This window comes from Aliidiomarina soli (assembly GCF_003986975.1).
In the GTDB taxonomy this organism is placed as follows: domain Bacteria; phylum Pseudomonadota; class Gammaproteobacteria; order Enterobacterales; family Alteromonadaceae; genus Aliidiomarina; species Aliidiomarina soli.
The window spans coordinates 263,031-288,844 of the sequence record NZ_PIPO01000004.1; the positions used below are offsets into that span (position 1 = coordinate 263,031).

Below are 25,814 nucleotides of genomic sequence, written 5' to 3' on the forward strand. Positions count from 1 at the left end.
AGTGAGCTACAGGCAATGAAAGACAATTCTCAGGAAACAACTCATTTTGGCTATAAGACCGTTGATAAGGCGCAGAAAAAGAGCCTGGTCGCCGGTGTTTTCGACTCCGTAGCCGCCAAATACGATGTCATGAATGATGTGATGAGCTTTGGTATTCATCGTTTGTGGAAGCGCCAGACCCTTGACGCCAGTGGCGTACGCAAAGGTCAGCGTATTCTTGACCTGGCCGGTGGTACCGGCGACCTGACGGCTAAATTTTCGCGTATTGTTGGCCCGCAGGGCCAGGTTGTGCTGGCTGATATCAATGATTCCATGCTCAAAGTTGGCCGTGACAAATTGCGAGATATGGGAATTGTTGGCAACGTCGAATACGTCCAGGCCAATGCTGAAGAACTGCCGTTCCCGGACGATCATTTTGATGCCATTACCATTGCCTTCGGCCTGCGCAACGTCACCGATAAAGACAAAGCGCTGCGTTCCATGCTTCGAGTGTTAAAGCCCGGCGGACGCTTACTAGTGCTGGAATTCTCCAAACCCGAGCATGATGTTTTGAATAGTTTGTACGACTTCTACTCATTTAATGTGTTGCCACAGATGGGTGGCCTGATTGCCAACGATAAGGAAAGTTACCAGTATCTTGCCGAGTCGATTCGCATGCACCCGAACCAGGACACCTTAAAGCAGATGATGGAAGACGCCGGTTTTGAGCAGGTCACGTATCAGAATATGACCGGTGGTATTGTCGCTTTGCATCGGGGATTCAAGTTTTAATGCCAGCCCAAGCGTTGCTAAATAGTATCGCTGAGCGGGTGCTAAATACCGCGCTGGCGGCAGATCCTGATAGTGCCAGCAGGCTCAAGCCGGTGCGCGGCAAAGCGTTTCGTTTGCAACTTGCTGAACTACCCTGGCCGCTGACACTGACGTTTTGCGAAGATCGTGTGCTGTTTATGGGGAGTGATTACGATGCGATTGACGGCGAGGTTCAAACCAGTTTTCCGGTTCTGCGAACACTGACCGATGCCAGTAAAGTAACGGCAGCGCTGCAGAATGGAACATTGAGCCTGCAAGGCGACCCTATTTTTGCCCAGCATGCGAGCCAGGTTATTCTGGGGCTTAATATTGACTGGGAAGAGGCCTTTGCCGAGCGGCTAGGCGATGTACCTGGGTTTTGGCTGGCACAGGGAATGGCCAAACTAACAAGCCTGAAGCCTGATCTGAGCCAGTGGCAACAGTGGCTTGGTGAAACCCTGAGTGAAGAAAAGAAGATTACTCTGGGGCAGGTTGAATACGCCATCTTTTGTGATGAGGTGACTGCCCTTGAACAACGGATCCGTAACCTCGAAGCTGGTGGTTCATAGTGCGAAGCATGCGTTTTTACAGAATAATCCGAACCCTGCTCCAGTACGGTGTAGACGATATGATTCCACGACGCTGGCAGCCTTGGTATATGCGGCTGGCGCGGCGTACCTGTTTCTGGTTACGCAATAGACACAAAGAAAAGGCGCTGGGCGAACGCTTGCGGCTGGCGCTCGAGGAGCTCGGCCCTGTGTTCGTAAAAGTCGGCCAGATGCTGAGTACCCGTCGCGACTTGCTACCCCCTGAGATCATTACCCAACTGGCGATGCTGCAAGACAAAGTGCCGCCGTTTCCAGGGGCCGACGCTCAGGCAATTATTGAACGCGCCTTAGAGGTGCAAAGTGTCGATCAGGTGTTTGTCGATTTTGTGCAAAAACCTCTCGCATCGGCTTCTATCGCTCAGGTTCACGAGGCCACGTTACGGCTTAAAAATGGTCAGTTGAAGGACGTAGTGATCAAGGTCATCCGCCCCGATATTGAACACACCATTCGCGCCGATCTTGAGTTGATGGAATCGGTCGCGGCGCTGGCCGCTCGTTACCTGCCCGATGGTCGTCGGTTGAAGCCGAAGGAAGTGATCCGCGAGTATCGCAAAACCTTGCTGGATGAGCTGGATCTGCTGCGCGAAGCGGCTAACGCTATCCAGCTTAAGCGAAATTTTGCGGACTCAGAGGTACTTTATATTCCTGAAGTCTACAGTGATTATACGCGCCATAATGTCATGGTCATGGAGCGCATAGCTGGGGTACCGATTGGCGACGTCGAAACCCTGCGCGAGCTGGGTGTCGACTTAAAATTACTGGCTGAGCGCGGGGTCGAAGTTTTCTTTACCCAGGTCTTCCGCGATAGTTTCTTTCACGCCGATATGCACCCCGGCAATATCTTTGTCGATCCCAGTAACCCGAATGACCCGCGTTACCTGGCAATTGATTTCGGTATTGTTGGTACCCTTAATCGTGAAGATAAACGCTACCTGGCTGAAAACTTTATCGCCTTTTTCAATCGCGATTACCGCAAAGTCGCCGAGCTTCACGTCGATTCCGGATGGGTTCCGTCCTACATTAATATAGAAGACTTTGAATCCGCGATCCGCACCGTATGTGAGCCGATTTTCGAGAAGCCGCTGAAAGAAATTTCGTTTGGCGGGGTGTTGCTGAATTTGTTTAATACTGCCCGTCGCTTTGAGATGGAAGTGCAGCCGCAACTCGTGCTGCTGCAGAAAACCTTATTGTATGTAGAAGGGCTGGGGCGAAATCTGTATCCGGACTTGGATTTATGGAAAACGGCGAAGCCTTATCTGGAACATTGGATGCATGATCAGATCGGCTGGCGCGCAGTCTTGCGCTCGGTCAAAGCAAATGCGCCTTACTGGGCGGAAAAGCTGCCGGAAATGCCAACCTTGTTGCATGATACGCTGCTTCAGGCGCAATCGTCGATTAAGTTGTCACAGTCCTATATGGAAGAAATCTTGCGCCAGCAGCAAGAGGCGGCGGAAAGTCGTATCTGGGCCTTTATGGCCAGCACCCTGGCCATTGCGACACTGGGGTTAGGGTTAATGTTGGACGAGCCCTGGTGGGCAGCTTTAACGGGTGTGGTCTCGGCATACGGCTGGATAAAAGCCTGGCGCGACCGACCTAAACACTTTATGAAAGAAACGAGGTAAGGCATGGGTGGCATTGGGATCTGGCAATTATTAATTGTCCTTGTGATTATTGTTTTGTTATTTGGCAGCAAGAAATTGCGCGGCCTTGGCGGAGACCTCGGCTCGGCCATGCGCGGCTTTAAAAAAGAGCTGAATAGCGACAAAGAAAAAGATGAGAAAGAAGGTGACTCTGTTGAACATAAACAGGATGCTGAATTTCGCACTCCGGGCGACGGGGTAGATGATGCTAAGGACAGTGAAAACAACAAACAGCGCCGTGAGTAGATATGTTTGATATCGGGTTCTGGGAGCTTCTGGTTGTCGTATTGATAGGCCTGATTATTTTAGGTCCGGAACGCTTGCCGCGTGCCGTTCGCTCAGTCCAGCAAGGGCTGCATAAAGTTCGTCAGTTTGGCAGCCGGATGGAAGCTGAGATTAATCATGAGCTTAGAGTCAAAGAGTTGCATGATAACCTGAGAAAAATTGAAGAGAGCGATGATCTGGATAACCTTCCTGACGACTTAAAAAAGTCTCTGGATGAATTGCAGCGGGCCGCGGCCAGCGTCAATCGGCCCTATGCAAAACCCTCTGAGTCAACCGACCAGGAGCCCGCGAATGAGAAGCCGGGCGATAAGGACAACGAGCCGCGATGAGTGACAGTGACGGAACCTTGCTGGGTCATCTGGGTGAGTTGCGCAACGCTCTCCTGCGCGGTATTGCCGCAGTCCTGGTGATCTTTCTTGGCTTAATTTATTTTGCCCGTGATATTTACTACTTCCTCGCTGAGCCGCTAATGGCCAATATGCCGGAAGGCGGTAGCATGATTGCGATAGATGTCGGAGCCCCGTTCTTTGCGCCGTTCAAGCTAACCATGGTCGTGGCGGTAGTGCTGGCCGTGCCGTTTTTATTACATCAGGTCTGGCGCTTTATCGCACCGGGGCTGTATCAACAGGAAAAGCGGCTGGTCGCGCCGCTGCTGATTAGCAGCACGTTGTTGTTTTATGGCGGAATAGCCTTTGCGTTTTTCGTCGTGCTGCCGCTGGCATTTGCCTTTTTTACAATGATGGCACCGGAAGGCGTAGAGGTCGCGACCGATATCTCAAGCTACCTGGATTTTGTCCTCAAGGTGCTTTTTGCGTTCGGTATTGCCTTTGAAATTCCGGTCGCGATTCTACTATTATGCTGGAGTGGTGTGACAACACCTGCAAACCTTCGCGCCAAACGCGCCTATGTGATTGTGGGGGTCTTTATTGTTGGCATGCTGCTGACACCGCCGGACGTGATTTCGCAAACATTGCTGGCTGTACCAATGTGGTTGTTGTTCGAGTTGGGACTGATCTTTGCCCGCTTCTACACACCGTCTGCAAAACGAGGTGAACAATGAAAGCATGGATTTTACCCTTAGTATCCGTCAGTCTGTTGCTGGCGATTCCAGGCGTTCAGGCACAGAATAATGACGCAGCAGCTAATGCCGAAGAAAATAGCCTGTTAATGCAGTTGCAGAACTGCCGTCGCATCGACAGTTCAGTTGAGCGTCTGGATTGCTACGACAGGCTCGCCCGCACCCAGCAGGCAGACGAGTCGTCGCGGGCTGCAGCGCGCGCGGAAGAAGCGCGTCTTGAAGCGGCCGCGCAACAGCAAAGTCGGCGCGACAATGCGCAACAGCGTGGTGATGATTTTGGCCGCGAACATCTCGCTCGTCCGGCAGAGGATGATAGCAGACGTTATATCAATATCGTCGATAGCTGGCAGAATCCAAGAGGCCTTTGGCGCTTCCGCACTGATGAAGGTGCCGAATGGCATCAGATCGAAAGCGTACGCAATTTCTTTTATGAGAACGACGCAGACTATTATATTGAACGCGGTGCAATGAATTCTTTTATGCTGAGTCATGATGGCAGCAACCGTTCAATTCGCGTCCGCCGTGTCGACTAATGACTGCATTGCAATCTACCGACTTCTCTTGCTGGATTGATTGCGGGGTTAACCTGCCACCCGACAATGAGCTTGCGCGCTTCCGTGACGAATTGGATGCCGCTGAAGAACAGGGCGTAGGCCGTATCGTGTTAATTGCCTCCGATGTGGCTGAGACACGCCGCGCCATCACCTTCGCGGAACAAGACCCGCGTTGTATCGTTACTGCTGGTGTGCATCCGCACCAGGCTGCACAGGTGAACGATAGCTTCATTGCCGACCTGAAGACCTTAAGCCAGCACCCTAGTGTACGCGCGATCGGTGAATGCGGACTGGATTACAATCGAAACTATTCGCCGCCTGATATGCAACGGCGGGTTTTTGCGGCACAGGTTGAATTGGCGATTGAAACCGGGTTACCCCTCTATTTGCATGAGCGTGACGCGCTTGGTGATCAACTGGCCATCTTGCAGCCCGCGATGGCAGATTTAAGCGCGGCATTTACCCACTGTTTCACTGGCGACGTCGAGGCATTAGCGGCTTATCAGGATTTAGGTTGTTACATTGGTATCACTGGCTGGGTCTGTGATGAGCGGCGGGGCCAACATCTGGCCGAAGCGGTGCCAGCCATCGATAGCAGTCGCCTGCTGTTGGAAACCGATGCTCCGTATCTGCTTCCCCGCAATGTGCGGCCGCGACCAAAGTCGAGACGCAATAAGCCTCAATACCTGGTGCATATTGCAACCTATGTAGCCGAACGTAGTGCCATCGAAAGTGAGCAGTTACAACGCACAACCTATCAAAATGCCATGCGCCTTTTTGGCGCCTGGTAGACACCCTAATGAAGAGGAACCAGTATGGCCGTTTATAGTGGCTTTCCCCATCGCCGTTTACGGCGTTCTCGCGCGCATGATTTCAGTCGTCGCTTAGTCAGTGAAAACCAGTTAACCGTTAACGATCTGATTTACCCAATGTTTGTGTTACCGGGAGAAGGGCAACGGCAAACCGTTGCTTCGATGCCTGGTGTTGAACGTATATCGATTGACCTGCTGATTGAAGAAGGTAAAGAGCTGGTGGCGCTGGGCGTCCCCATGGTCGCTATTTTCCCGGTGACACCAGTCACCGACAAATCGCTGGGTGCTGAAGCGGCGTATGACGATGAAGGACTGGCACAGCGAGCGGTGCGCGCACTTAAAGCCGCCTGTCCACAGCTTGGGGTGATGACTGACGTCGCTCTGGACCCGTTCACCAGTCATGGCCAGGACGGTATTCTGGATGACTCTGGGTATGTGCAGAATGATGTGACCACTGCGGTGCTGGTGCGACAGGCACTGTCGCATGCGCGAGCAGGTGCTGATGTTATTGCCCCTTCAGACATGATGGACGGTCGCATCGGTGCGATACGCGAAGCGCTTGAAGAGGAAGGCTTTCATAACGTCCAGATCATGGCATATTCGGCGAAGTACGCCTCGGCCTATTATGGGCCGTTTCGCGATGCAGTCGGCTCGGCCGGCAACCTTAAGGGTGGCAATAAAAAGACCTATCAGATGGATCCGGCCAACAGTGACGAGGCATTGCATGAAGTGGCAATGGATATCGAAGAAGGCGCTGATATGGTGATGGTTAAACCGGGCATGCCCTATCTGGATATCGTGCGGCGAGTAAAAGATGAGTTTGCGGTCCCAACCTTTGCCTATCAGGTTAGTGGTGAGTATGCGATGCATATGGCGGCCATCGACAATGGCTGGCTTGGAGAAGAAACCATCTTTGAAGGGCTGCTGGCATTCAAACGTGCTGGCGCGGATGGTATTTTGACCTATTTCGCTAAACGCGTGGCGAAAAAGTTAGCGACTCAGGCTCAGTAAGCTGAGCCGCCTCTTCATCAAGCAGGCTACTTAGAAAAGGGTTGCGTGCAAAGAAACCAGCTGGCGCCTGCAGATGCAGGTGCGTGTTCTCAACGCTAAGCTGATAATGGTCGAGCGTAGTGGCATGGCGGCGCTGGCAAAGTAGTATTGCCAGGCGCAGGATGCGTTCGAGATGGCGTAAAGCAGGCAGCTCGTGAAGCGACGGGCTAGTGTCATCATCGATAATACCGGCGCAGCCTTCAAGCAATGCAATGATTTGTTTGCGCAAGGGGGCATTAAACCCCGGCAGATCCAGATGCTTAACCATATAGGCTGCATGGGCGCTGGCTTTTTTATACGCCAGACTCAATCCAAGCTCATGCAGATACGCCACAGCGCGCATCAATTCGTAACTATTGCGCGGCATGACCCAGTGATCGGCACACTGTTGATACAGATTTTCCGCCATCTCAAGCACGCGTTCAGCTTGCCCGATATCGAGGTGATAGGTGCCCGCAACCGTGCTTAGGGTACGCAACTGGACATCGGTTTCGATCGTCTGTCCTGCATCGTTGCTGCTATCCAGCAAGGCGTAGATAATGCCTTCGCGCAGCGCACCTGAGGTCGCTTGCAGCCTGGCAATAGAAAGCTTTTCACAGAGCGCAATTAATATACATAAGCCGCTGACAAAGACATTCTTGCGGTTTGCTTTAAGACCTTTCAGATGCAGACGGTCATGCTCGCCACAGGCAATCGCTTCAGCTAGTAAGTTGGTTAACCAGTTGGGGGTAAATTCGAGGGTGTCACCACGAGCAATGGCAATTTCTTCGAGCGCTTTAAAGGTCCCGGACGCCCCCAGCACCATGGCGCCTTCGCGTTTGCTGTATTGCTCAGCCACGACCTCGACAATTTCACCGGCACTGGTGATCGCAGCCTGAGTAGTCGCGTGCGTGATTTTACCGTCGGTGAAATGCTGCTGATACCAGGTAACGCATCCCATATCGAGCGAATTCAATACCTGAGCGTCGAAACCCTGACCGAGAATTAGCTCGGTAGAGGCGCCGCCAATATCAATCACTAGCATACGTTCAGGAAAAGCGGTGGTGCGGGCAATGCCCTGGTAAATAGTTGCTGCTTCTTCATCGCCACTGATGATCTCGATCGGGTGACCAAGTGTTTGTTGGGCGTCAGCAATGAATGCGGTGTCGCTGGCTATTTTACGTAAGGTAGCTGTGCCGACACAGCGAATATGGGAAGGGTCGATGTCCTGCACGCGGTCAGAAAAGATCCGCAGGCACTGAAGAGCGCGTTGTTTGGCTGCGTCATCAAGCGATCCGTCGTCGCGTAGACCACCAGCGAGACGGACTTTGCGCTTGATCTTACTGACCACCTGCACGCCGCCAGCCACAACGCGAACCACCAGCATGTGAAAGCTGTTTGACCCAAGGTCGATGGCCGCGTAGTAGGCTTTTGAACGCATAGGCAGATGAGGGCCGCTATTTAACCGGGTTTACGCCCCTGGCGCTTAGGCCCGGAGTGACGTCGATTATAGTTTTTCCCACTCTGCATGCGACGCTTCTGCGGGAAGTGTGGTCTGGGTATATCTTCCAACAAGGCTCCGCTGTCATATTTAGTCACCGGGATACCATGTTTGATGTAGTCTTCAATGGCTGGAAGGTTATAAACGTACTCTTCACAGGCCAGACTCACCGCTTTACCACTGGCACCAGCACGGCCGGTACGACCAATGCGGTGGACGTAGTCTTCACAGTCATCTGGCAGGTCGTAGTTATAGACATGGCTGACGGCTGGAATGTGTAAACCACGCGCTGCCACATCGGTAGCAACCAGAATATCCACTTTGCCGGTGGCAAAATCATCCAGAATCTTCAAACGTTTCCGCTGTGGAACGTCGCCGGTTAACAATCCAACGCGATGTTGCGCGGATTTTAACCACTGGTAAACCTTGTCACAGCCATGTTTTGTATTGGAAAAAACGATTGCTTTGTCCGGCCAATCCTCTTCAATCAGGGTCAGCAGGAGTTTCATTTTGTCAGGTTTAGATGGGTAAAAAAGTTCTTCTTCAATACGGGCGCCAGTCATCTGTTCTGGCTCAATTTCGACGCTGGTAGGCTCGTTCATGTGCTCATAAGCAAGCTCTTTCACGCGCATCGAAAGGGTGGCTGAAAATAGCATGTTAAGTCGACCAGACGGCTGTCCCATCTGTCTGAACATGTAGCGAATATCGTCGATAAAGCCGAGGTCAAACATTCGGTCTGCCTCGTCCAGGACTACGACATCAATTGCATCGAGGCGGTAGACGCCTTGCTTGCAATAGTCGATCAGACGACCACAGGTTCCGACCAGTACGTCAACGCCTTCAGCCAGTTCGGCCCGCTGTGCTTCGTAGTTTTCACCACCATACACAACCGCCAGCTTGAGCCCACATTGTTTGGCTAACTCGATAGCGTCGTTATGGATCTGCACGGCTAGCTCACGGGTCGGTGCCATCACTAGCGCGCGAGGCTGTTTCGACTCCGTATCTTTACGCGGATTCGTCATCAATTGGTTAAAAATTGCGACCAGGAACGCCATTGTCTTACCGGTACCGGTTTGCGCCTGGCCAGCCACATCTTGCCCCTGCAATGCCAACGGCAGGCTTAATGCCTGGATTGGTGTACAGTAGGTAAAGCCGACTTTATTCAGGGCATCGAGCACGCTCGGGTGCAATCCAAGATCGGCAAACTTGGTTTCAGTTAAGTGTTTTTCGCTCATGGCGCTCAGCATATCAGGTTTGCGCTTGCAATAAAAAACAGAAATGATTAAATATGTAGTCTAACTTCAAGTCGCAGCGACCTCGCTGCGAGAAAATGACCGGAGATGTACCATGAGTGACAACATTGTTCAGCTGAGCGACGAAAGCTTTGACGCAGACGTAATTAAAGCTGATCAACCAGTCCTTGTTGATTTTTGGGCTGAGTGGTGTGGACCTTGTAAAATGATCGCACCGATTCTCGACGACATCGCAGAAGAGTTTGCTGGTAAAGTTACCATCGGCAAACTGAATGTAGATCACAACAACGAAACTCCACCGAAGTATGGTATCCGCGGCATTCCAACATTGCTGCTGTTTAAAGGTGGTGAAGTAGTTGGAACTAAAGTGGGTGCGATGTCTAAAGCCCAACTGAGTGAATTCCTCAGCGAGCACGTGTAAGCACCGTGTAAGTTAACGCGGATAGCGCCCACATTGCATCCTGGTGGGGTGTCCGCGTTTACTTCTTTATTCAGTGATCTCGTACAACGGCAAAACTGGACGAATCCTGAAATTGGTGTTATTTTGACCCTGTAGCGTTTCCAAACTGGCCGGAATTACTATCCTCAACGGCGCTTAAGCTACGAATAACGAACACGTACGAATACAAATACGAACACAGATATAACCCCTAAATCACCCGCGCGTGCATAGTAGCAACGAGTTTCGTAACTGAAATGCGATGTGTGGACGTAAACAACCCCAAATTTTTGTAGATAATTTCTCAAGACCTACCGCTTATGAATCTGACTGAATTAAAAAGCAAGCCAATCAGTGAACTGGTTGACCTTGCCAGCGAAATGGGCCTCGACAACACGGCTCGCCTGCGTAAACAAGACATTATTTTTTCAATTTTAAAGGCTCACGCGAAAAGCGGCGAAGACATCTTCGGTGACGGCGTGCTGGAAATTCTGCAGGACGGCTTTGGCTTTCTGCGCTCCGGTGATTCGTCGTACCTGGCAGGCCCCGATGATATTTATGTATCGCCGAGCCAGATTCGCCGTTTTAACCTGCGTACTGGGGATACAGTCGCCGGTAAGATACGCCCGCCGAAAGATGGTGAACGCTATTTTGCCCTGCTGAAAATCCGCGAAGTTAACTTCGACAAGCCTGAAAACTCCCGTAATAAAATTCTTTTTGAAAACCTTACTCCTTTACATGCCAATGAACGTTTGCGCATGGAGCGCGGTAATGGCTCAACAGAAGACATCACGGCGCGTATTCTGGATCTGGCGTCGCCGATTGGTAAAGGTCAGCGTGGCTTAGTGGTAGCACCACCGAAAGCCGGTAAAACCTTGCTGTTGCAGAATATTGCGCAGTCCATTGCGGCCAACCACCCTGATTGTAATCTGATGGTGTTGCTGATCGACGAGCGCCCGGAAGAAGTGACCGAGATGAGCCGTCTGGTGAAAGGGGAAGTAATAGCTTCGACCTTTGATGAGCCAGCCAGCCGTCACGTGCAGGTTGCTGAGATGGTGATTGAAAAAGCCAAGCGTTTAGTGGAACACAAGAAAGACGTGGTCATTCTACTCGACTCTATCACTCGTCTGGCACGTGCTTACAACACCGTGATCCCAAGCTCTGGCAAGGTGTTAACCGGTGGTGTTGACGCCAACGCGTTACACAAGCCTAAGCGCTTCTTCGGTGCCGCACGTAATGTCGAGGAAGGTGGGAGCCTGACTATTATCGCGACCGCATTGATCGATACCGGCTCTAAAATGGATGAAGTCATCTACGAAGAGTTTAAAGGGACCGGTAACATGGAATTACACCTCAACCGCAAGATTGCGGAGAAGCGTGTATTCCCGGCGATCGACTTTAACCGCTCAGGTACACGTCGAGAGGAATTACTGGCTTCACAGGAAGAGCTGCAGAAAATGTGGGTCTTACGTAAAATCCTCCACCCAATGGGTGAAATGGAAGCCATGGAGTTCCTTATTGACCGCTTAGTGATGACTAAGACCAATGATGAGTTCTTTGAATCGATGAAGCGGCAGAAAAGCTAGTTCTGCCGTATCTTAGATAAGTGAGCAAAGCCAGATGAAGTATCAGGACTTGCGTGACTTTCTGGCTCAGCTGGAAAGTCAGGGCGAACTTAAGCGTATTTCCCAGCCTATTGACCCCTATCTTGAAATGACAGAGATTGCCGACCGCACGCTAAAAGCGGGCGGTCCGGCGTTGTTGTTTGAGAATGTTAAAGGGCACGACATGCCGGTACTGGCGAATCTTTTTGGGACTCCGGACCGGGTCGCGAAAGGAATGGGCCAGGAAAGTTTAAGTGCGCTGCGAGACGTTGGTAAACTGCTTGCTTACTTAAAAGAGCCTGAGCCTCCAGCGGGCTTCAAAGATGCGTTGAGCAAATTACCCTTGCTGAAAAAGGTGCTGAGTATGGCACCCAAAGTACGTAAGAACGCACCCTGTCAGGATGTGGTGATCAGTGGCGACGACGTCGATTTAGCTAAAATTCCGGTACAGCATTGCTGGCCTGGCGATGTTGCACCCTTGATCACCTGGGGCCTTACCGTCACCAGGGGGCCACATAAAAAACGCCAGAACCTGGGTATTTATCGACAGCAGGTGCTATCCAGAAACAAGCTGATTATGCGCTGGCTTAGCCACCGTGGTGGCGCCCTGGATTATCAGGAGTTTTGTAAGCAGAACCCTGGTCAGCGTTTTCCGGTGTCGGTCGCGCTGGGTGCTGATCCGGCGACCATTCTTGGTGCCGTGACGCCGGTTCCTGATACCTTGTCGGAATACGCCTTTGCGGGTCTGTTACGAGACGGCAAAACCGAAGTGGTCAAATCGGTTAGCAATGATCTTCAGGTTCCTGCGCACGCTGAAATTATCCTCGAGGGCTACCTCGAACCCGGTGAAACCGCGCCCGAAGGCCCGTATGGTGACCATACGGGTTACTACAATGAAGTGGACGAGTTTCCCGTCTTTACTGTGACCCATATCACCCATCGTAAAGACCCGATTTACCATACCACCTATACCGGGCGGCCGCCGGATGAGCCTGCGGTACTTGGGGTGGCGCTGAACGAAGTGTTCATTCCTATTTTGCAAAAGCAATTTCCGGAAATTGTCGACTTCTACTTGCCGCCGGAAGGTTGTTCGTACCGTATGGCCGTGGTTACCATGAAGAAACAGTATCCAGGTCATGCGAAACGGGTAATGATGGGCGTGTGGTCTTTTTTACGCCAGTTTATGTATACCAAGTTCGTGATTGTCTGCGATGACGACATCAATGCCCGCGACTGGCAGGATGTGATCTGGGCCATTACCACGCGGATGGACCCAGCGCGGGACACTGTGATGGTTGAAAATACCCCAATTGATTACCTCGACTTTGCCTCGCCGGTATCCGGCTTAGGATCGAAGATGGGGATGGACGCCACCAATAAATGGCCGGGCGAGACGGATCGCGAATGGGGGGAGCCCATTGTTATGGACGAAGCGGTTAAACAGCGCGTCGATGATATCTGGGATGAGTTAGGTATTTTTAAATAAGGTTTTTATGTCAGTTTTGCGTTGCCAGTTAAGTAGTATGAAAGCGCTTACACCGAATGTGTACCGCGTCGAATTGTCTCCATCTGCTCCAGTGGTGTTTCATGCCGGGCAGTATTTGCAGGTGGTCATGGGCGAGAACGACAAGCGACCGTTTTCAATTGCATCTATGCCAGCTGAGCAGGCTCGACTTGAGCTGCATATTGGCGCTGAACCAGGTAATACCTATGCCAGTGAAGTGATTGAACGCTTGCAGGCTGATGGTGAAATCAGTGTCGAGGCGCCGTTAGGGGTGGCTCAGTATCGTGCTGACAGTGCGCGGCCGATGATTTTGCTCGCTGGGGGGACTGGTTTTTCTTATACCTGGTCTATCCTGCAGCAGCATCTGGCGAGCACTGACCCTCGCCCGGTTATGATGTTCTGGGGCGCGCGCCAGCTGGATGATCTCTATATGCATGAGCAGCTGCTGCAACTCGAACGCCTGCACGAGAACTTCAGCTATCGCCCGGTACTGGAAAATCCGCCAGCCGAATGGGCTGGTGACCGTGGTCTCGTTCATCATGCGGTGCTGGAAGCGTTCGGCAAACAACTGGCAGATTTTGACGTGTACATAGCGGGCCGTTTTGAGATGGTGCGCGTGGTACGCGATGAATTTGAACAGCATGGATTGCCACGCGAGCAACTGTACGGAGACGCGTTGAGCTTCATTTAATTTGGCGCTATACTGCCGCCGAAAACTACCAAGGGGTGCCCGTACGGGCTGAGATGCATTGCGAACCCTTAGTACCTGATCCGGTTAATACTGGCGTAGGGATTGGTAATACAATTCAAAGTTCTACTTACAAAGCCTGTAACCGGGTCTCTTCTTTCTGTTAAGTAAAAGATGAGATCCTTATATGAAATACTCTGTTCCTGTTCTTAAGTCCTCCCTCCTACTTGGTGCTTTTACCCTGACGCTGCCTGTTTCTGCGCAGACCACGGAGAATGAAGTAGCCATTGAGCGTATTACTGTGGTCGGCGAATTTCGCGCCAAAGGGCTGCAGGACGTGCCGGCCAGTGTCAGTGTGTTAAGTGCTGATGATATCCGCAGTCGCCAGGCTGAACATCTCGAAGAAGCGCTGGCAATGACCCCTAACCTGAACCTTGCTTCAGGCGGCTCCCGAGCGAATTATATCCAAATCCGCGGTATCGGCGAACGCAGTCAGTTTGTTGACCCGATTAATCCATCGGTTGGCCTTGTGATTGATGGTATTAATTACAGTGGGCTGGGCCAGGCCGCAACCCTGTTTGATATCGGCCAGGTTGAAGTGTTCCGGGGACCACAAAGTACCCGTTTTGGTGCAGACGCGATGGCGGGAATGGTCTATCTGAGTAGCCATGAACTGACCGATTATGCCGATGGGCAGCTTGAACTAAACCACGCGAATTACAATAGCTACGGTGCCGGAGTGGCATTTGGCGGTGCTCTTAATAATAGTTTTCGCCTGCGTGGATCATTGTATCGGTATGAGAGCGATGGCTTTGTTGAAAACACGTATCTTGGACGCAGTGATACCAATGGCCAGGACGAACTGACGTTTCGGCTGAATGGTGAATGGCAGATGGCGCCGGATCTCAACATGCTGCTGAGCTATCACCGGTTTGATATCGATAACCGCTATGACGCATTTTCACTCGATCTTGACCGCACCACGTTGTCCGATATGCCTGGTCAGGATACGCTGGATAGCCATGCCGTTCGTTCGCAACTTAACTATACCGGGCTAGATACTGCCGAGCTTCAGTTCTCGCTAAGTGTCCTGACCGCCGAGCAGATATACAGCTTTGATGAAGACTGGGCCTACCAGGGAATTGAACCGGGTTGGGAGTACAGCGCCTTTGATGCGTATGATCGCGAGCGAGACGATACCACCGCCGAGTTGCGTTTACTGTCGTCGACTCCGGTTCAGCTCGCTGGCATAGCCACTGACTGGGTGGCGGGTGTGTATGTGCGACAAAGCGACATGCAGCTTAGCCGGACCTATACCTCATACGATTATGCAGACGAAACATACCAGGACGCGCTGTTCAGCAGTGACTATGAAACAGAGAACTGGGCAGCGTATGGGGAACTCATCCAGCAATGGACACCGCTACTCCGGGCGACCTACGGGTTGCGGGTGCAGGGTTACGATAATCAATACCGCGATAGCCGCGCTATCGTTGCCAACCCAAGTGATACCACCTGGGGTGGTCGTGCCTCACTGCAGTATACTCTTGATGACAATCAGCAGGTCTACGCATCGTTGGCCCGGGGCTTTAAACAGGGCGGCGTCAATGGTGAAGCGCTGGGGCGTGCTGACGACGAGGGCCTGGGAGAAGCCAGTGAGTTTTTGGAGTCAGTGGCAACCTTTGCCCCTGAGCTTCTGATAAATAGCGAACTTGGCTATCGGTTGCATGTACCGGAACACAGCCTAAATGCCAACGTCACCCTGTTTCACAGCTGGCGCGATGACATGCAGGTCAACGCTTATGTATTGCGTGATCAGCAGTTCGTCAGCTACCTGGACAACGCATCGTCAGGACGCAACTACGGCCTTGAAATTGAACTGGATTACCTGCCAACAGACCGCCTGCGTGTATTCAGTGCGCTTGGCGTCATGCAAACTGAGTTGCGTAACTTTCAGCCGGAAGGGGGCGAGCTTATCAGTGGCCGTGAACAGGCTCATGCGCCTAACTATCAGCTTCATGCAGGCATTGAGTATCAGTTAGCTGCGCCACTGCAGTTGCGGGTGGAAATGGATGCGCGGGATGGTTTCTATTTTTCAAATACCCATGATCAGCGTTCGTCCAGTTATCAACTGCTGCATGCGCGGTTAAACTATTTTGTAGGGGACTGGGTGTTAAGTCTGTGGGGTCGTAACCTGACTGACGAAGACTATGCGACCCGGGGATTCTATTTTGGCAATGACCCTCGCGATGGTTATAGCGCAAAAAATTATGTTCAATATGGTGAGCCGCGTCGTGTCGGCTTTACCGCTCGCTATCAATTTTAAAGGAGGCTGTGATGAGCTTACCATTAAGTGCTGAAATTTCTCTGTACCCACTGGCTGATGCATACCTCCCGGTGATTAAAGACTTTGTTGAGCGCCTGGCGCGCTACGATGATCTGGTGGTGAACACCAACACCATGAGTACTCAGGTGTTTGGCGACTTTCGCCGGGTTATGGAGGTACTGACCGATGAACTCGAGCGTGTCTATCAACAGGTGCCGAGCCAGGTCCTGGTGTGTAAGTTCATTAACCGCGACCTGCGTCCATGAGTGCGTGGCTGACTGAGCTACTGGCGCTAACGTCGCAATGGGAGCTACTGGCCGTGTTGCTGGCAGCGGCATACGTGGTGCTGGCGATTCGGCAGAGTCTGTGGTGCTGGCCAGCTGCCGCTATCAGTGCCTCTATTTATACCGGGCTTTTCATCCAGGGTTCGTTATATATGGAAAGTGCGTTGCAACTTTTCTACGTGGTGATGGCGGGTTACGGATTCTACAGCTGGGTTTCACACCGTCGGCAGCATAGTGGTAGCGGGCCAGGTATTGCGATAACCACCATGGGTTGGCGCACGCATCTGCTCTGCTTGATTGGGTTAACACTGCTCAGTACGATGCTGGCCTGGCTGCTGAGTCGCTACACGGACGCAGACATGGTGTGGCTCGACACCCCAACCACGGTTTTCAGTTTATTCGCAACCGTGCTGGTTGCCCGGCGGGTGCTCGAAAACTGGCTCTATTGGATCGTGATCGACTTTGCCTATGTGGCACTTTTCTGGAGTAAGGGGTTCTACCCGACCGCCGTGTTGTTTGCGGTTTATACCCTGATGGCCTTTATCGGCTACTGGCGATGGCGTCAGAGCTATCAAGCGCAACAGCGCACAGATGCAGGAAGTTTGAGTGAGCAGTACAGCTATTGATGCATTTTTACAGCAACATCTGGGCAGCGGCTGGCAGTTGCAGCCCGTGCCCGGCGGCCTGGTAAATCGCTGTTGGCAGGTAGACCATCAAGGACAACTCTACTTCCTTAAACAGCAGGGTGCGGCTCGCCATAATGGGGTCGATCGGGTAGAGGAAATTCGCTTACAACGCGCGCTCTACCAGCACCACCTGACGGTGGATATTGTAGCCTGGAGTGCCAGTTATGAGCTGGTGTTGTTTGCCTGGGTTGACGCACCCACGTTGACTCAGTCTGACAGCACCACACAGTTGAGGGTTCTGGCTGACACCCTGTGGCGTATTCATCAACAGGCCCCCCCGTTGCCGCACTGGTCATTGAGTTCACGGGTGGATAATTACCTGCAGGCAATTGCCCAGTATGAAGCAAAAGTCGCCAACGACCTGGCTGCTGAGCTGGCCGGGTTTGCGCCTTTGTTAACTGCCTGGGATCAGCACCCTAAAGTGCTTTGCCATAATGACCTGGCGTTTGCTCATATTCTAATGAGCCAACCACCGCGGGTGGTTGACTGGGAATACGCGGGCTATGGCCATCCGTGCTTTGATCTTGCATCGTCAATTGCGATTAATGAGCTAACAGAGGGGGAGGTGGCGGTTCTCTGTGAGCACTATTCGGCGCACAGCCTGAAGCATAGCGGGGAAACAATAACGCCAGCCGACTTATCGGACTGGCGTCAGTTAATCGACCTGGTGAACAGGCTCTGGTTTGAGGCACAGCGGGTGCAGCGCACCACCTAAGCAGTTGGCTAGTCGAGCAAATTAAGCACCTGACTCTGGCTGAGCGTAGCCTGCCCGCGTAGCGCGATCGCCGATTGACCGAGAATGTTGTCCCGGGTCTGGTTGGCGGTGGTTTCAGCATAATCCAGATCCCGGATCCGTGAGCGAGCGGCCTGGATATTGACATTGGCCTCGGTCAGGTTATTGACTGCGCTGACAAAGGCACTTTGCTTGGCTCCATAGTCGGCACGAATGCCGCCCACCACGCTCAACATATCGTCGATCTCAGAGATAGCATCGGCGGCCCCGGATGCAGTACTTACATCCAGCGTTTCCAGTGCATTAAGGCCGGCACCGCGTAAATCAACGGCGTCCACCGTCATTCGTTCATCGTTACCACTGCGACCGGTACCGACCAGAAAGTTAAGTGACTGATCCTGATTGAGCAAAGTAGTGCCGCCGATGTTGGTGGTATCCAGTGTGCGGTAAATACCATCGCGTAATTGTGCCATTTCGTCGCCAATTGCACTGCGGTCGTTGTCGCTTAAAATGCCATTGCCCGCCTGGACGCTTAATTCACGCATGCGTTGCAAGTCATTTTGCACCTGCTGCATACCACCTTCTGCCACCTGCAGTACCGAGATGCCGTCAAAGGCGTTCCTGACTGAGCGCTGGAATGCGGTTGCTTCTGAATTCATACGCTCAATGATTTGCAGTGCCGCCGCATCGTCACTGGCCCGGTTTACCCGGTTGCCGGATGCAAGTTGTTCCATACGCTGATTCTGCGATTGTATGGTCTGCTGCAGTATTGTATTGCCAGCAGCGGGGTTGTTGATTTTCATAGTACGCCCTTAGTGAAAGGTTGACGCCTGTCTATATTAGATAAATTTAGTATATACCAGTTGTTTAAATAGTGAACAACTAAATTCACTGGCTCTAATCTTGCGTTGCGCTGGCCTGATAAAGCGCTAAATTAGATAGCTTATTCATGAAAATACAGGCATCAGGCATGACAAAACCGAAGGAACTGAGCGATAAGTTATACGGCTACCTGGCAGAGGACGAGGACGCCCGCGTCTGTAAGGACATCCCTGATGAGGCCTGTAACCATCAGCCACAGGCGTTTGTTTTTCATTTATGGGCGTTGACCCTGACCAAGCTGGGTGACTCATTGGTTAGTGCGCGTCTGGTCCTGCCTTGGCTATTAACCGCCACCGGCGCCCCTGCATTTTTCATTGCGATGCTGGTGCCATTGCGGGAGTCCTTGTCCCTGTTGCCGCAACTTTTTGTGGCTCAAAGTATGCGTGAGAAACCGATCCGAAAATGGTTCTGGGTCGCGGGCAGTGTAGGCCAGGCGTTTGCGCTCATGATGATGCTGGTTGGGTTGTTTACCTTTGCGGGGGCTAGCTTCGGTTGGTGGGTGATTGGCTGGTTAATCGTGTTCAGCCTCTCCCGCGGGGTGTGTTCGGTGGCAATTAAGGATGTGACCGGTAAAACCGTGTCGAAGACGCGCCGTGGGCGCTTGACAGGGCTGGCTGCAAGCGCGGCCGGGCTGATGACATTGCTAACCGCTGTGGCAATCATTTTAAGCCCTGAGGTTGAGGGATCGAATTTACTTTTTGTGGCTTTGTTAGGCGGCGCCGCAGTGCTGTGGATCCTCGCTGCTATTATTTATGCCTTTGTGCCTGAAACACCGGGAGCCACCAGCGGTGGCGGCAACGCCATAACCGAAGCGGTTAAGTCCTTGAGTATTTTATGGCAGGACAAACAATTCGGTCACTTTGTCGCGACCCGTGCGTTGTTGGTGTCGTCGGCATTCTCGATCCCTTACATTGTGGTGCTGATTCAAACCCAGTCCTCAGGCAATGGCATAGTAACCGGCCTCGGCGGTTTATTGTTGGCGAATGGCCTGGCCGGTCTGCTGGCAGGGCGATTCTGGGGCAAGTGGTCCGACAGCGCCAGTCATCATGTGATGGCAGCAGCAGCGTTTATGGCGGTGGGCGTGATGGCACTGGCGCTGATTGTGGATAGCCTGTGGCAGGACTATATGGCCTGGCTGCCGGTTGGTGGCGGGCTGATTTTCCTCTCTGCGGTAGCCCATCATGGCGCCCGAGTGGGGCGCAAAACATACCTGGTGGATATGGCCACGCAGGAAAACCGTGCGCAGCTGACCGCAGTGTCAAATACCGTCATCGGGGTACTACTGTTGCTTGGCATCCTGCTTGGGGCGCTAGATAGCTGGCTTGGCACGCACAGTGTGTTGCTGTTTCTGAGCGTGGTTGGACTGATTGCGGGCTGGCGCGCACTGCGCCTGCCAAACGTGGTTGACGATTAAGGCAAGCCACCGCATGCTAGCAGCAGGCTGTCCGTTTCTTTGAGAGGTATCCATTGATGACCGAACCGCAGGTACAGGCGTTGTCGCCAGCCGTACAAATTAATTTAAACATTCGTGGCATGAAGCCTTCAGCGACCGTGGCTATCAATGAGCGCAGTGCTGAATTGCAGGCACAAGGACGCGAAGTACTTAAGCTGGGGCTGGGTCAGTCGCCGTTTCCGGTGCCAAAGCATGTGCAGCAGGCACTGCGTGACAATGCGCAGCAAAAAGATTACCTCGCTGTAAAAGGTCTTCCTGCCCTCCGCCAGAGCATCAGTGCCTATTTAAAGCGTACCCAGGGGCTTGATTACGATGCGCAGAATATTCTTATTGGTCCCGGCACCAAAGAGCTGATGTTCATCATGCAGCTGACCTATTACGGTGATCTGGTGATTCCCAGCCCGAGCTGGGTGTCCTATGCGCCACAGGCGCGCATTCTGGGGCGCAATTTACACTGGTTGCGTACATCTCTGGACAGTGGCCTTGGAGTCACCCCTGAAGTACTGGAGGAGCTGTGCCAACAGGACCCTGACCTGCCACGGCTACTTATTTTGAATTATCCGAGTAACCCGACCGGACTTGCCTATAGCGAAGACCAGCTTAAGGCGATCGCCGAGGTCGCCCGTCGCTACAGGGTGCTGGTGCTGTCGGACGAGATATACGGTGGCGTTAATTTCAGCGGTGAACATATTTCGATTGCCCGCTACTACCCGGAAGGCACCATTATCAGTGATGGGATCAGTAAGTGGAGTGGTGCCGGTGGCTGGCGTTTAGGGGCGTTTGTTTTTCCTCCTCAGCTAAAATGGCTGGCTGATGCCATGGCGGTGGTCGCTAGCGAAACGTTTACCTCAACCAGTGCACCTATTCAATATGCGGCGATTGAAGCGTTTCAACAAAACCCGGCAATGGAAAGCTATTTGCACCAATCACGGGCCGTGCTTGAAGCGCTTGCGAACTATGCCTATGACCGTTTAACCAGTGCTGGCGCTCAGGCCATCAAGCCGCAGGGGGGCTTCTATTTATTCCCCAGCTTTGAGGCGGTGCGGGAGCGAATTCTGAGCAAAGGGATCCAGACCAGCGATGAGTTCTGTCAGCGATTGTTGGATGAAAAGGGGGTTGCCTGTTTACCCGGCAGTTGTTTCGGGCGCCCGGCCAGCGAATTTTCAGTGCGTATTGCCTACGTCGATTTTGATGGCGAGGCGGCGCTCGATGCGCTGGAGGCTGGCGCCACATTAGACCATGAGTTTTTACGACGCTATTGCGGTCGGGTGGTGGAAGCCATCGACCGCATGCATGACTTTATTTCATAGGCCTGATTAATTAAGCCAGTTTGCCATCGCGGATGTGCTGTTCACCACGCGCTTTGGCGAGCTGGATTTGTTTTTCCCGCTCAAGAAAACGCTGCCGCTGTTCAGCAGTGGTTTTATCATAACAATGCGGGCAACTGACGCCTTTCTCATAATGCTCGCTTTGCTTTTCCTGCTCGGTAATTGGCATCCGGCAGGCGTAACACTGGTCATAGCTGCCCTGCTCAAGACCGTGCTTGACGGTAACCCGTTGATCGAAAACAAAGCATTCACCCTGCCACTTGCTATTGGCGGCTGGAACTTCTTCGAGGTACTTCAGAATACCGCCTTTGAGATGAAAAACCTCATCAAAACCGAGCTCCTTTAAGTACGCCGTCGACTTCTCACAGCGAATGCCGCCGGTGCAAAACATCGCGACTTTCTTATGTTGGCCGGTATCGAGGTGCTCTTTTACATACTGTGGAAACTCGCGGAAGGTTTCCGTTTTAGGGTTAACCGCGCCTTCGAAGGTGCCCACGGCAAACTCGTAATCATTGCGGGTATCAATCAGCAGCACGTCGGGGTCATTGATAAGCGCGTTCCAGTCTTTCGCTTCAACGTAGTTGCCAACGGTTTTCTTAGGATCAATCCAGTCGATCCCCATGGTCACGATTTCTTTTTTCAGCTTCACCTTGGTACGGTAAAACGCCTGGCCGTCGCTTGGTGATTCTTTGTGGTCGATATCGGCTAAACGTGCATCGGCCTGTAAATGGCGCAGCACATTATCAAGTTGCTGGCGGGTGCCACAAATAGTGCCGTTAATGCCTTCCCGAGCCAGCAACAAGGTACCCTTCACCTCGTTCTCCAGCATCACATCTAACAGTGGCTGGCGCATGGCTTCATAGTTATCGAGCTCCACAAATTTGTAGAGTGCAGCGCAGGTATATTGCATCGAATTGCCTTTTTTCAGCGGCCCGAACCGTAAATCCGGTGCCTGGTTAGTCATAGAAAGTGTTGCTGAGCCTGAGGTGGTATCGCCTTCAAGCCCGGGCGAGGGCATTATACCCGGATCTGCAGGCAAATAAAAAGCGCCGCTAATGCGGCGCTGGTGCTCAACGTGGCTGGTCTATTTGAGGTAGGAAGTCAGCATCCACGCCGTTTTTTCCTGCTCGGTAATGTAGTCGCCCATTAGTGAGGCAGTGCCTTCATCATCGATATCGTTGGCGGCGGAGAGTATCTCCCGCTGCAACTTAATCACCACCTGGTAACTTTGCAGGATGCTCTCAACACAGGCGCGACCATCATGGACATCGGCAACTTCTTTAATGCTGCTGTTGTCGAGGTAGTTGGTGTACGTGTGCTGGGGTTGCTGGCCCAGGGTCAGAATACGCTCTGCGATTTCGTCAATTTTCATCAGCAGATCGTTATAAGTTTCTTCAAACTTGACGTGCAGCTCGAAAAAGCGCTCGCCACGAATGTTCCAGTGGAAGCCTCGCACGTTCATATAGAAAATCTGGTAGTTGGACAATAACTGGTTGAGCTTTCCTGCTAGTTTTTCTGTATCGGCTTTACCGAGGCCAATCACGTTTAACTGTTGTATAGGCATAAAATGTTCCCCTTACGTCTGCTGTTCATCCATTGGGACTTTAAGTATAGCTACTAGCTTAGCCGCTTAATTTGACTTTGCACATGCTTTAAAGCGATGAGTTAAATCGCTTTTTTGCATTCGTCAGAGGCAACGGCTAGAGTTCATAGAGTCGTAAAATTGAAGGAAAACATATGCGTGCTCGACAAAAATTAACCGTTGCGGTGGTAGCGGGTGTGTTACTAACCAGTGCATGCTCTGATGCACAGCGTTCTGCAGAGCTCCCTGAGCAGGAGCAGTTCTTCTTCCACCTTGGCGAGCTTTGTGGCAACGCATACCGGGGAGAACGAACCGTTGAACGTGCCGACAGCGACCTGCTGCAGGGAAATGAAGCGTTGCTGGTTCATTTTCGCGAGTGTGATGAAAACAGTATTTATGCAGCTTTTCATATTGGAGCTGAACAGGGGCAAGGTGACTGGGACCGTTCGCGGACCTGGATTTATCGCAAACACCCTGAACGACTTGAACTGCGCCACGACCACAGGCTGCAGGATGGCAGCGAAGATGCAGGCAATACCATGTACGGTGGATACACCGAAACCGATGGCAGCTCAACCAGCCAGCGTTTTGTCTTCACCGAGCGTACAGGACCGAATGACGAACAGCTGGGCTGGCGGGTCGAAGTAGAGCCAGGGGTACGCTATACCTATGGCACCTATTCCGATGACGAGTGGACCTGGCGCGTCGACTTTGATTTAAGCCAGACCGTTGAGCCACCGCCGGCCGCGTGGGGACATGAAGGCGGCTATATTCAATAGAGCGACCTGGTTTTTACAGCGCGGGTCGCTCGTAGTGACCTTCCACACCCTGTTTAGACAATACCCATTGCCACAACTGAATATTCCTCGCCCGAAAAGCCCCGGCACAGGAGAGTAAATAGTAACGCCACATACGATAAAAACGCGTATCGTATTTGGCGTTTTTTTGCAGCTCAGGCCAGCCCTGCTCGAAATTATCATGCCAGGCCATTAACGTTTTATCGTAACTAGCGCCAAAGTTATGCAGGTCTTCGACCACGAAGAGCTTTTCCGCTGCCTCGCCAACATGACGAATAGCAGGTAGTTCGCCGTTCGGGAAAATGTACTTATCTATCCACGGATCTGGAGGGGTGCCACCGGCATTGCGGCCAATGGTATGCAATAAAAACAGACCGTGTTCTTTCAGCACCTGATTAACAACCTGCATGTAGGTTCGATGGTTCTTCGGGCCAACATGCTCAAACATACCCAGGCTCACCACTGCATCGAAAGGCTTGTCGGCGAAGATCGCAGGCAAATCACGGTAGTCGTTTAATAAAAATTCAACTGGCAATCCTTTACAGCGTTCTTTACCCAGCTCAATTTGAGCTTTGGAAATGGTGACGCCAACACATTCAACGCCGTAATGTTCGGCCGCATACTGCATAAAGCTTCCCCAGCCGCAGCCCACGTCGAGCACCCGCATGCCAGGTTTTAATTTAAGTTTGCGGCAGGTGAGTTCCAGTTTGTGCTCCTGCGCGGTGTCCAGATCCTTGGCCTGAGTCCAGAAACCGCAGGTGTATACCATCCGTTTATCGAGCATCGTCTGGTATAGGTCGTTGCCGAGATCGTAGTGTTTTTGACCGACCTCCCAGGCGCGTTTTTTGCCCTGCAAATTAAACAGACGATTTTTCAGAGAATGCATAACAAGACGCGACGGATGAACCTGCTCTGCAATACGGGCCTGTAAAAGGCGGGAGAAAAACTGGTCGAGGTGCTCGCAGTCCCAGTGGCCGTCCATATAGGCCTCACCGAGGCCTAGGTTGCCATGGGCTAACGCGCGGGGTATGACATCGTTGCGATGCAACTGGAGGTCCCAGGGGCGGGACCCATTGATCTGAATATCTGCTTTTGCCAGCAATTCGTTTGCGAAATCCTGAGAGGACATGGTTTTACCTTTTTTATTTCGTCAAAATTTCAACCATTTAGGATGCTTACAAAGCCTAATACATAGTCCCTGATCTGTCACTAAGTGCGCCTTTTTACCCTTTATGTGTTTATATCTTGGCGCAAATTGGCGATAATGCGCGCTTGATGCGTTTATGAAGTCGTTAGAGAAGGTTTTTCGTGGGCAAAACAACCATTATCGCCATCGCCGGGGCGTCTGCATCCGGGAAGAGTTTATTTGCCTCTACAGTGTATCAGGAGTTGGTCGCAGAGCTAGGCGGCGAGCGGATTTCTGTGCTGCAGGAAGATGCGTATTATCGTGATCAGAGCCACCTTTCCTATGAGCAGCGAGTGCTCACCAACTACGACCACCCAACTGCCTTTGAACATGACCTGTTGTACCAGCATCTGCAACAATTGCGCGATGGTCATGCGATCGAGATGCCGCAGTACTCCTATCAGGAGCACACGCGTCTTGAAAAAACCATCCCGGTGACCCCTGCACGGGTTATTTTGGTTGAAGGTATTTTGCTGCTGAGCGATGAAAAGCTGCGCGAGCAGTTCGATATCTCGGTATTTATGGATACGCCTTTAGATACCTGTCTTTTACGCCGTATTAATCGTGATATGGAGCTACGCGGACGTACGCTGGCTTCTATTACCGAGCAGTATGAGAATTATGTTCGTCCTGCCTTTTTTGATTTTATCTTCCCCTCTAAGCAACATGCGGATCTGGTTGTGACCCGCGGTGGTCAAAATGAAATTGCTATCGACATTATTAAAGCCAAAATTCGTCAGCTGCTGGCTGAATAACTAGACAAAGACCGACGC

At 52.1% G+C, this 25,814-nt stretch carries 26 protein-coding genes, 1 pseudogene and 1 riboswitch; of the genes and pseudogenes, 21 read left to right on the forward strand and 6 right to left on the reverse strand.

Annotation, left to right across the window (positions count from 1 at the left end; translation table 11 throughout):
- Positions 1-15 precede the first annotated feature (15 nt).
- The 9 genes and pseudogenes from ubiE to hemB all read left to right on the forward strand — a co-directional run bounded on the left by ubiE (position 16) and on the right by hemB (position 6,777).
- The gene (gene ubiE, locus CWE14_RS10340) at positions 16-771 is read left to right on the forward strand and encodes a bifunctional demethylmenaquinone methyltransferase/2-methoxy-6-polyprenyl-1,4-benzoquinol methylase UbiE (RefSeq protein WP_126799310.1); all 756 of its coding nucleotides are present in this window, start codon (positions 16-18) and stop codon (positions 769-771) included.
- Positions 771-1,358, forward strand: a complete 588-nt coding sequence (locus tag CWE14_RS10345; protein ID WP_126799311.1) for a ubiquinone biosynthesis accessory factor UbiJ — start codon at positions 771-773, stop codon at positions 1,356-1,358. The genes ubiE and CWE14_RS10345 overlap by 1 nt, the downstream gene beginning before the upstream one ends.
- Positions 1,358-3,019, forward strand: coding sequence for a ubiquinone biosynthesis regulatory protein kinase UbiB (ubiB, locus tag CWE14_RS10350; RefSeq protein WP_126789598.1), 1,662 nt, complete (start codon positions 1,358-1,360; stop codon positions 3,017-3,019). The genes CWE14_RS10345 and ubiB overlap by 1 nt, the downstream gene beginning before the upstream one ends.
- 3 nt (positions 3,020-3,022) lie before the next feature.
- Positions 3,023-3,149, forward strand: a pseudogene (gene tatA, locus CWE14_RS14900) (twin-arginine translocase TatA/TatE family subunit); the annotation flags it as partial.
- 136 nt (positions 3,150-3,285) lie between these two features.
- Positions 3,286-3,651, forward strand: a complete 366-nt coding sequence (tatB, locus tag CWE14_RS10360; protein ID WP_126799312.1) for a Sec-independent protein translocase protein TatB — start codon at positions 3,286-3,288, stop codon at positions 3,649-3,651.
- Positions 3,648-4,382: a twin-arginine translocase subunit TatC gene (tatC, locus tag CWE14_RS10365; RefSeq protein WP_126799313.1), complete on the forward strand. Its 735-nt coding sequence runs from the start codon at positions 3,648-3,650 to the stop codon at positions 4,380-4,382. The genes tatB and tatC overlap by 4 nt, the downstream gene beginning before the upstream one ends.
- Positions 4,379-4,933 carry a type VI secretion system-associated protein TagO gene (locus CWE14_RS10370; protein WP_126799314.1) on the forward strand — a complete coding sequence of 185 codons (555 nt, stop codon included), beginning with the start codon at positions 4,379-4,381 and terminating at the stop codon, positions 4,931-4,933. Before tatC ends, CWE14_RS10370 begins: the two co-directional genes overlap by 4 nt.
- Entirely contained in the window at positions 4,933-5,745 is an 813-nt protein-coding gene (locus CWE14_RS10375) for a TatD family hydrolase (RefSeq protein ID WP_126799315.1), read from the forward strand. Before CWE14_RS10370 ends, CWE14_RS10375 begins: the two co-directional genes overlap by 1 nt.
- Before the next feature lie 24 nt (positions 5,746-5,769).
- A complete protein-coding gene (gene hemB / locus CWE14_RS10380) occupies positions 5,770-6,777 on the forward strand; it encodes a porphobilinogen synthase (protein ID WP_126789604.1) in 1,008 nt (335 codons plus the stop codon).
- Here hemB and CWE14_RS10385 read toward each other — a convergent pair.
- Entirely contained in the window at positions 6,737-8,236 is a 1,500-nt protein-coding gene (locus tag CWE14_RS10385; protein WP_126799316.1) for a Ppx/GppA phosphatase family protein, read from the reverse strand. The two genes, hemB and CWE14_RS10385, sit on opposite strands and share 41 nt — an antisense overlap.
- A 20-nt stretch (positions 8,237-8,256) precedes the next feature.
- A complete protein-coding gene (rhlB, locus tag CWE14_RS10390; RefSeq protein ID WP_126789606.1) occupies positions 8,257-9,531 on the reverse strand; it encodes an ATP-dependent RNA helicase RhlB in 1,275 nt (424 codons plus the stop codon).
- 112 nt (positions 9,532-9,643) lie between these two features.
- Here rhlB and trxA point away from each other — a divergent pair, with 112 nt between their 5' ends.
- From trxA to CWE14_RS10430, 8 genes are all read left to right on the forward strand, one after another.
- Positions 9,644-9,970 carry a thioredoxin TrxA gene (gene trxA / locus CWE14_RS10395; RefSeq protein ID WP_126789607.1) on the forward strand — a complete coding sequence of 109 codons (327 nt, stop codon included), beginning with the start codon at positions 9,644-9,646 and terminating at the stop codon, positions 9,968-9,970.
- A gap of 338 nt (positions 9,971-10,308) precedes the next feature.
- Positions 10,309-11,574 carry a transcription termination factor Rho gene (gene rho, locus CWE14_RS10400; RefSeq protein WP_126789608.1) on the forward strand — a complete coding sequence of 422 codons (1,266 nt, stop codon included), beginning with the start codon at positions 10,309-10,311 and terminating at the stop codon, positions 11,572-11,574.
- A 34-nt stretch (positions 11,575-11,608) separates the two neighbouring features.
- Positions 11,609-13,078 (forward strand): 4-hydroxy-3-polyprenylbenzoate decarboxylase, encoded by a 1,470-nt coding sequence (gene ubiD / locus CWE14_RS10405; protein ID WP_126799317.1) that lies wholly within the window; start codon positions 11,609-11,611, stop codon positions 13,076-13,078.
- Positions 13,079-13,085: 7 nt separating this feature from the next.
- Positions 13,086-13,787, forward strand: coding sequence for an NAD(P)H-flavin reductase (fre, locus tag CWE14_RS10410; protein WP_126799318.1), 702 nt, complete (start codon positions 13,086-13,088; stop codon positions 13,785-13,787).
- 21 nt (positions 13,788-13,808) lie between these two features.
- Positions 13,809-13,907, forward strand: a riboswitch (TPP riboswitch).
- Positions 13,908-13,971: 64 nt separating this feature from the next.
- On the forward strand, positions 13,972-16,110 hold the full coding sequence (locus CWE14_RS10415) for a TonB-dependent receptor (RefSeq protein ID WP_126799319.1): 2,139 nt from the start codon (positions 13,972-13,974) through the stop codon (positions 16,108-16,110).
- 11 nt (positions 16,111-16,121) lie between these two features.
- Positions 16,122-16,376: a YkoF family thiamine/hydroxymethylpyrimidine-binding protein gene (locus tag CWE14_RS10420; protein ID WP_126789612.1), complete on the forward strand. Its 255-nt coding sequence runs from the start codon at positions 16,122-16,124 to the stop codon at positions 16,374-16,376.
- The gene (gene pnuC / locus CWE14_RS10425) at positions 16,373-17,020 is read left to right on the forward strand and encodes a nicotinamide riboside transporter PnuC (protein ID WP_126799320.1); all 648 of its coding nucleotides are present in this window, start codon (positions 16,373-16,375) and stop codon (positions 17,018-17,020) included. The genes CWE14_RS10420 and pnuC overlap by 4 nt, the downstream gene beginning before the upstream one ends.
- The gene (locus CWE14_RS10430) at positions 17,001-17,795 is read left to right on the forward strand and encodes a choline/ethanolamine kinase family protein (protein WP_126799321.1); all 795 of its coding nucleotides are present in this window, start codon (positions 17,001-17,003) and stop codon (positions 17,793-17,795) included. Before pnuC ends, CWE14_RS10430 begins: the two co-directional genes overlap by 20 nt.
- Before the next feature lie 8 nt (positions 17,796-17,803).
- Here CWE14_RS10430 and CWE14_RS10435 read toward each other — a convergent pair whose 3' ends face one another.
- Positions 17,804-18,616 (reverse strand): flagellin N-terminal helical domain-containing protein, encoded by an 813-nt coding sequence (locus CWE14_RS10435; RefSeq protein WP_126799322.1) that lies wholly within the window; start codon positions 18,614-18,616, stop codon positions 17,804-17,806.
- A gap of 167 nt (positions 18,617-18,783) precedes the next feature.
- On the opposite strand from CWE14_RS10435, the gene CWE14_RS10440 reads away from it, so the two are divergent.
- On the forward strand, positions 18,784-20,109 hold the full coding sequence (locus CWE14_RS10440; protein WP_126799323.1) for an MFS transporter: 1,326 nt from the start codon (positions 18,784-18,786) through the stop codon (positions 20,107-20,109).
- Between the two features lie 56 nt (positions 20,110-20,165).
- The gene (locus tag CWE14_RS10445) at positions 20,166-21,458 is read left to right on the forward strand and encodes a pyridoxal phosphate-dependent aminotransferase (protein WP_126799324.1); all 1,293 of its coding nucleotides are present in this window, start codon (positions 20,166-20,168) and stop codon (positions 21,456-21,458) included.
- Between the two features lie 10 nt (positions 21,459-21,468).
- On the opposite strand, the gene trhO is transcribed toward CWE14_RS10445, so the two are convergent.
- Both trhO and CWE14_RS10455 read right to left on the reverse strand, forming a co-directional pair.
- Positions 21,469-22,386, reverse strand: coding sequence for an oxygen-dependent tRNA uridine(34) hydroxylase TrhO (trhO, locus tag CWE14_RS10450; RefSeq protein WP_126799396.1), 918 nt, complete (start codon positions 22,384-22,386; stop codon positions 21,469-21,471).
- Positions 22,387-22,560: 174 nt separating this feature from the next.
- Positions 22,561-23,034 carry a Dps family protein gene (locus CWE14_RS10455; protein ID WP_126799397.1) on the reverse strand — a complete coding sequence of 158 codons (474 nt, stop codon included), beginning with the start codon at positions 23,032-23,034 and terminating at the stop codon, positions 22,561-22,563.
- 179 nt (positions 23,035-23,213) lie between these two features.
- Here CWE14_RS10455 and CWE14_RS10460 point away from each other — a divergent pair, with 179 nt between their 5' ends.
- Positions 23,214-23,837, forward strand: coding sequence for a hypothetical protein (locus tag CWE14_RS10460; protein WP_126799325.1), 624 nt, complete (start codon positions 23,214-23,216; stop codon positions 23,835-23,837).
- A 13-nt stretch (positions 23,838-23,850) separates the two neighbouring features.
- On the opposite strand, the gene cfa is transcribed toward CWE14_RS10460, so the two are convergent.
- Positions 23,851-24,984, reverse strand: a complete 1,134-nt coding sequence (cfa, locus tag CWE14_RS10465) for a cyclopropane fatty acyl phospholipid synthase (RefSeq protein ID WP_126799326.1) — start codon at positions 24,982-24,984, stop codon at positions 23,851-23,853.
- A 179-nt stretch (positions 24,985-25,163) separates the two neighbouring features.
- On the opposite strand from cfa, the gene udk reads away from it, so the two are divergent.
- Entirely contained in the window at positions 25,164-25,796 is a 633-nt protein-coding gene (gene udk / locus CWE14_RS10470) for a uridine kinase (RefSeq protein ID WP_126789620.1), read from the forward strand.
- Positions 25,797-25,814 lie beyond the last annotated feature (18 nt).

Bases quoted from the DNA above. Each gene is read 5' to 3' on its own strand.
- ubiE (WP_126799310.1), top strand. From the start codon at position 16: ATGAAAGACAATTCTCAGGAAACAACTCATTTTGGCTATAAGACCGTT.
- CWE14_RS10345 (WP_126799311.1), top strand. From the start codon at position 771: ATGCCAGCCCAAGCGTTGCTAAATAGTATCGCTGAGCGGGTGCTAAAT.
- tatB (WP_126799312.1), top strand. From the start codon at position 3,286: ATGTTTGATATCGGGTTCTGGGAGCTTCTGGTTGTCGTATTGATAGGC.
- tatC (WP_126799313.1), top strand. From the start codon at position 3,648: ATGAGTGACAGTGACGGAACCTTGCTGGGTCATCTGGGTGAGTTGCGC.
- CWE14_RS10370 (WP_126799314.1), top strand. From the start codon at position 4,379: ATGAAAGCATGGATTTTACCCTTAGTATCCGTCAGTCTGTTGCTGGCG.
- CWE14_RS10375 (WP_126799315.1), top strand. From the start codon at position 4,933: ATGACTGCATTGCAATCTACCGACTTCTCTTGCTGGATTGATTGCGGG.
- hemB (WP_126789604.1), top strand. From the start codon at position 5,770: ATGGCCGTTTATAGTGGCTTTCCCCATCGCCGTTTACGGCGTTCTCGC.
- CWE14_RS10385 (WP_126799316.1), bottom strand. From the start codon at position 8,236: ATGCGTTCAAAAGCCTACTACGCGGCCATCGACCTTGGGTCAAACAGC.
- rhlB (WP_126789606.1), bottom strand. From the start codon at position 9,531: ATGAGCGAAAAACACTTAACTGAAACCAAGTTTGCCGATCTTGGATTG.
- trxA (WP_126789607.1), top strand. From the start codon at position 9,644: ATGAGTGACAACATTGTTCAGCTGAGCGACGAAAGCTTTGACGCAGAC.
- rho (WP_126789608.1), top strand. From the start codon at position 10,309: ATGAATCTGACTGAATTAAAAAGCAAGCCAATCAGTGAACTGGTTGAC.
- ubiD (WP_126799317.1), top strand. From the start codon at position 11,609: ATGAAGTATCAGGACTTGCGTGACTTTCTGGCTCAGCTGGAAAGTCAG.
- fre (WP_126799318.1), top strand. From the start codon at position 13,086: ATGTCAGTTTTGCGTTGCCAGTTAAGTAGTATGAAAGCGCTTACACCG.
- CWE14_RS10415 (WP_126799319.1), top strand. From the start codon at position 13,972: ATGAAATACTCTGTTCCTGTTCTTAAGTCCTCCCTCCTACTTGGTGCT.
- CWE14_RS10420 (WP_126789612.1), top strand. From the start codon at position 16,122: ATGAGCTTACCATTAAGTGCTGAAATTTCTCTGTACCCACTGGCTGAT.
- pnuC (WP_126799320.1), top strand. From the start codon at position 16,373: ATGAGTGCGTGGCTGACTGAGCTACTGGCGCTAACGTCGCAATGGGAG.
- CWE14_RS10435 (WP_126799322.1), bottom strand. From the start codon at position 18,616: ATGAAAATCAACAACCCCGCTGCTGGCAATACAATACTGCAGCAGACC.
- CWE14_RS10440 (WP_126799323.1), top strand. From the start codon at position 18,784: ATGACAAAACCGAAGGAACTGAGCGATAAGTTATACGGCTACCTGGCA.
- CWE14_RS10445 (WP_126799324.1), top strand. From the start codon at position 20,166: ATGACCGAACCGCAGGTACAGGCGTTGTCGCCAGCCGTACAAATTAAT.
- trhO (WP_126799396.1), bottom strand. From the start codon at position 22,386: ATGCAATATACCTGCGCTGCACTCTACAAATTTGTGGAGCTCGATAAC.
- CWE14_RS10460 (WP_126799325.1), top strand. From the start codon at position 23,214: ATGCGTGCTCGACAAAAATTAACCGTTGCGGTGGTAGCGGGTGTGTTA.
- cfa (WP_126799326.1), bottom strand. From the start codon at position 24,984: ATGTCCTCTCAGGATTTCGCAAACGAATTGCTGGCAAAAGCAGATATT.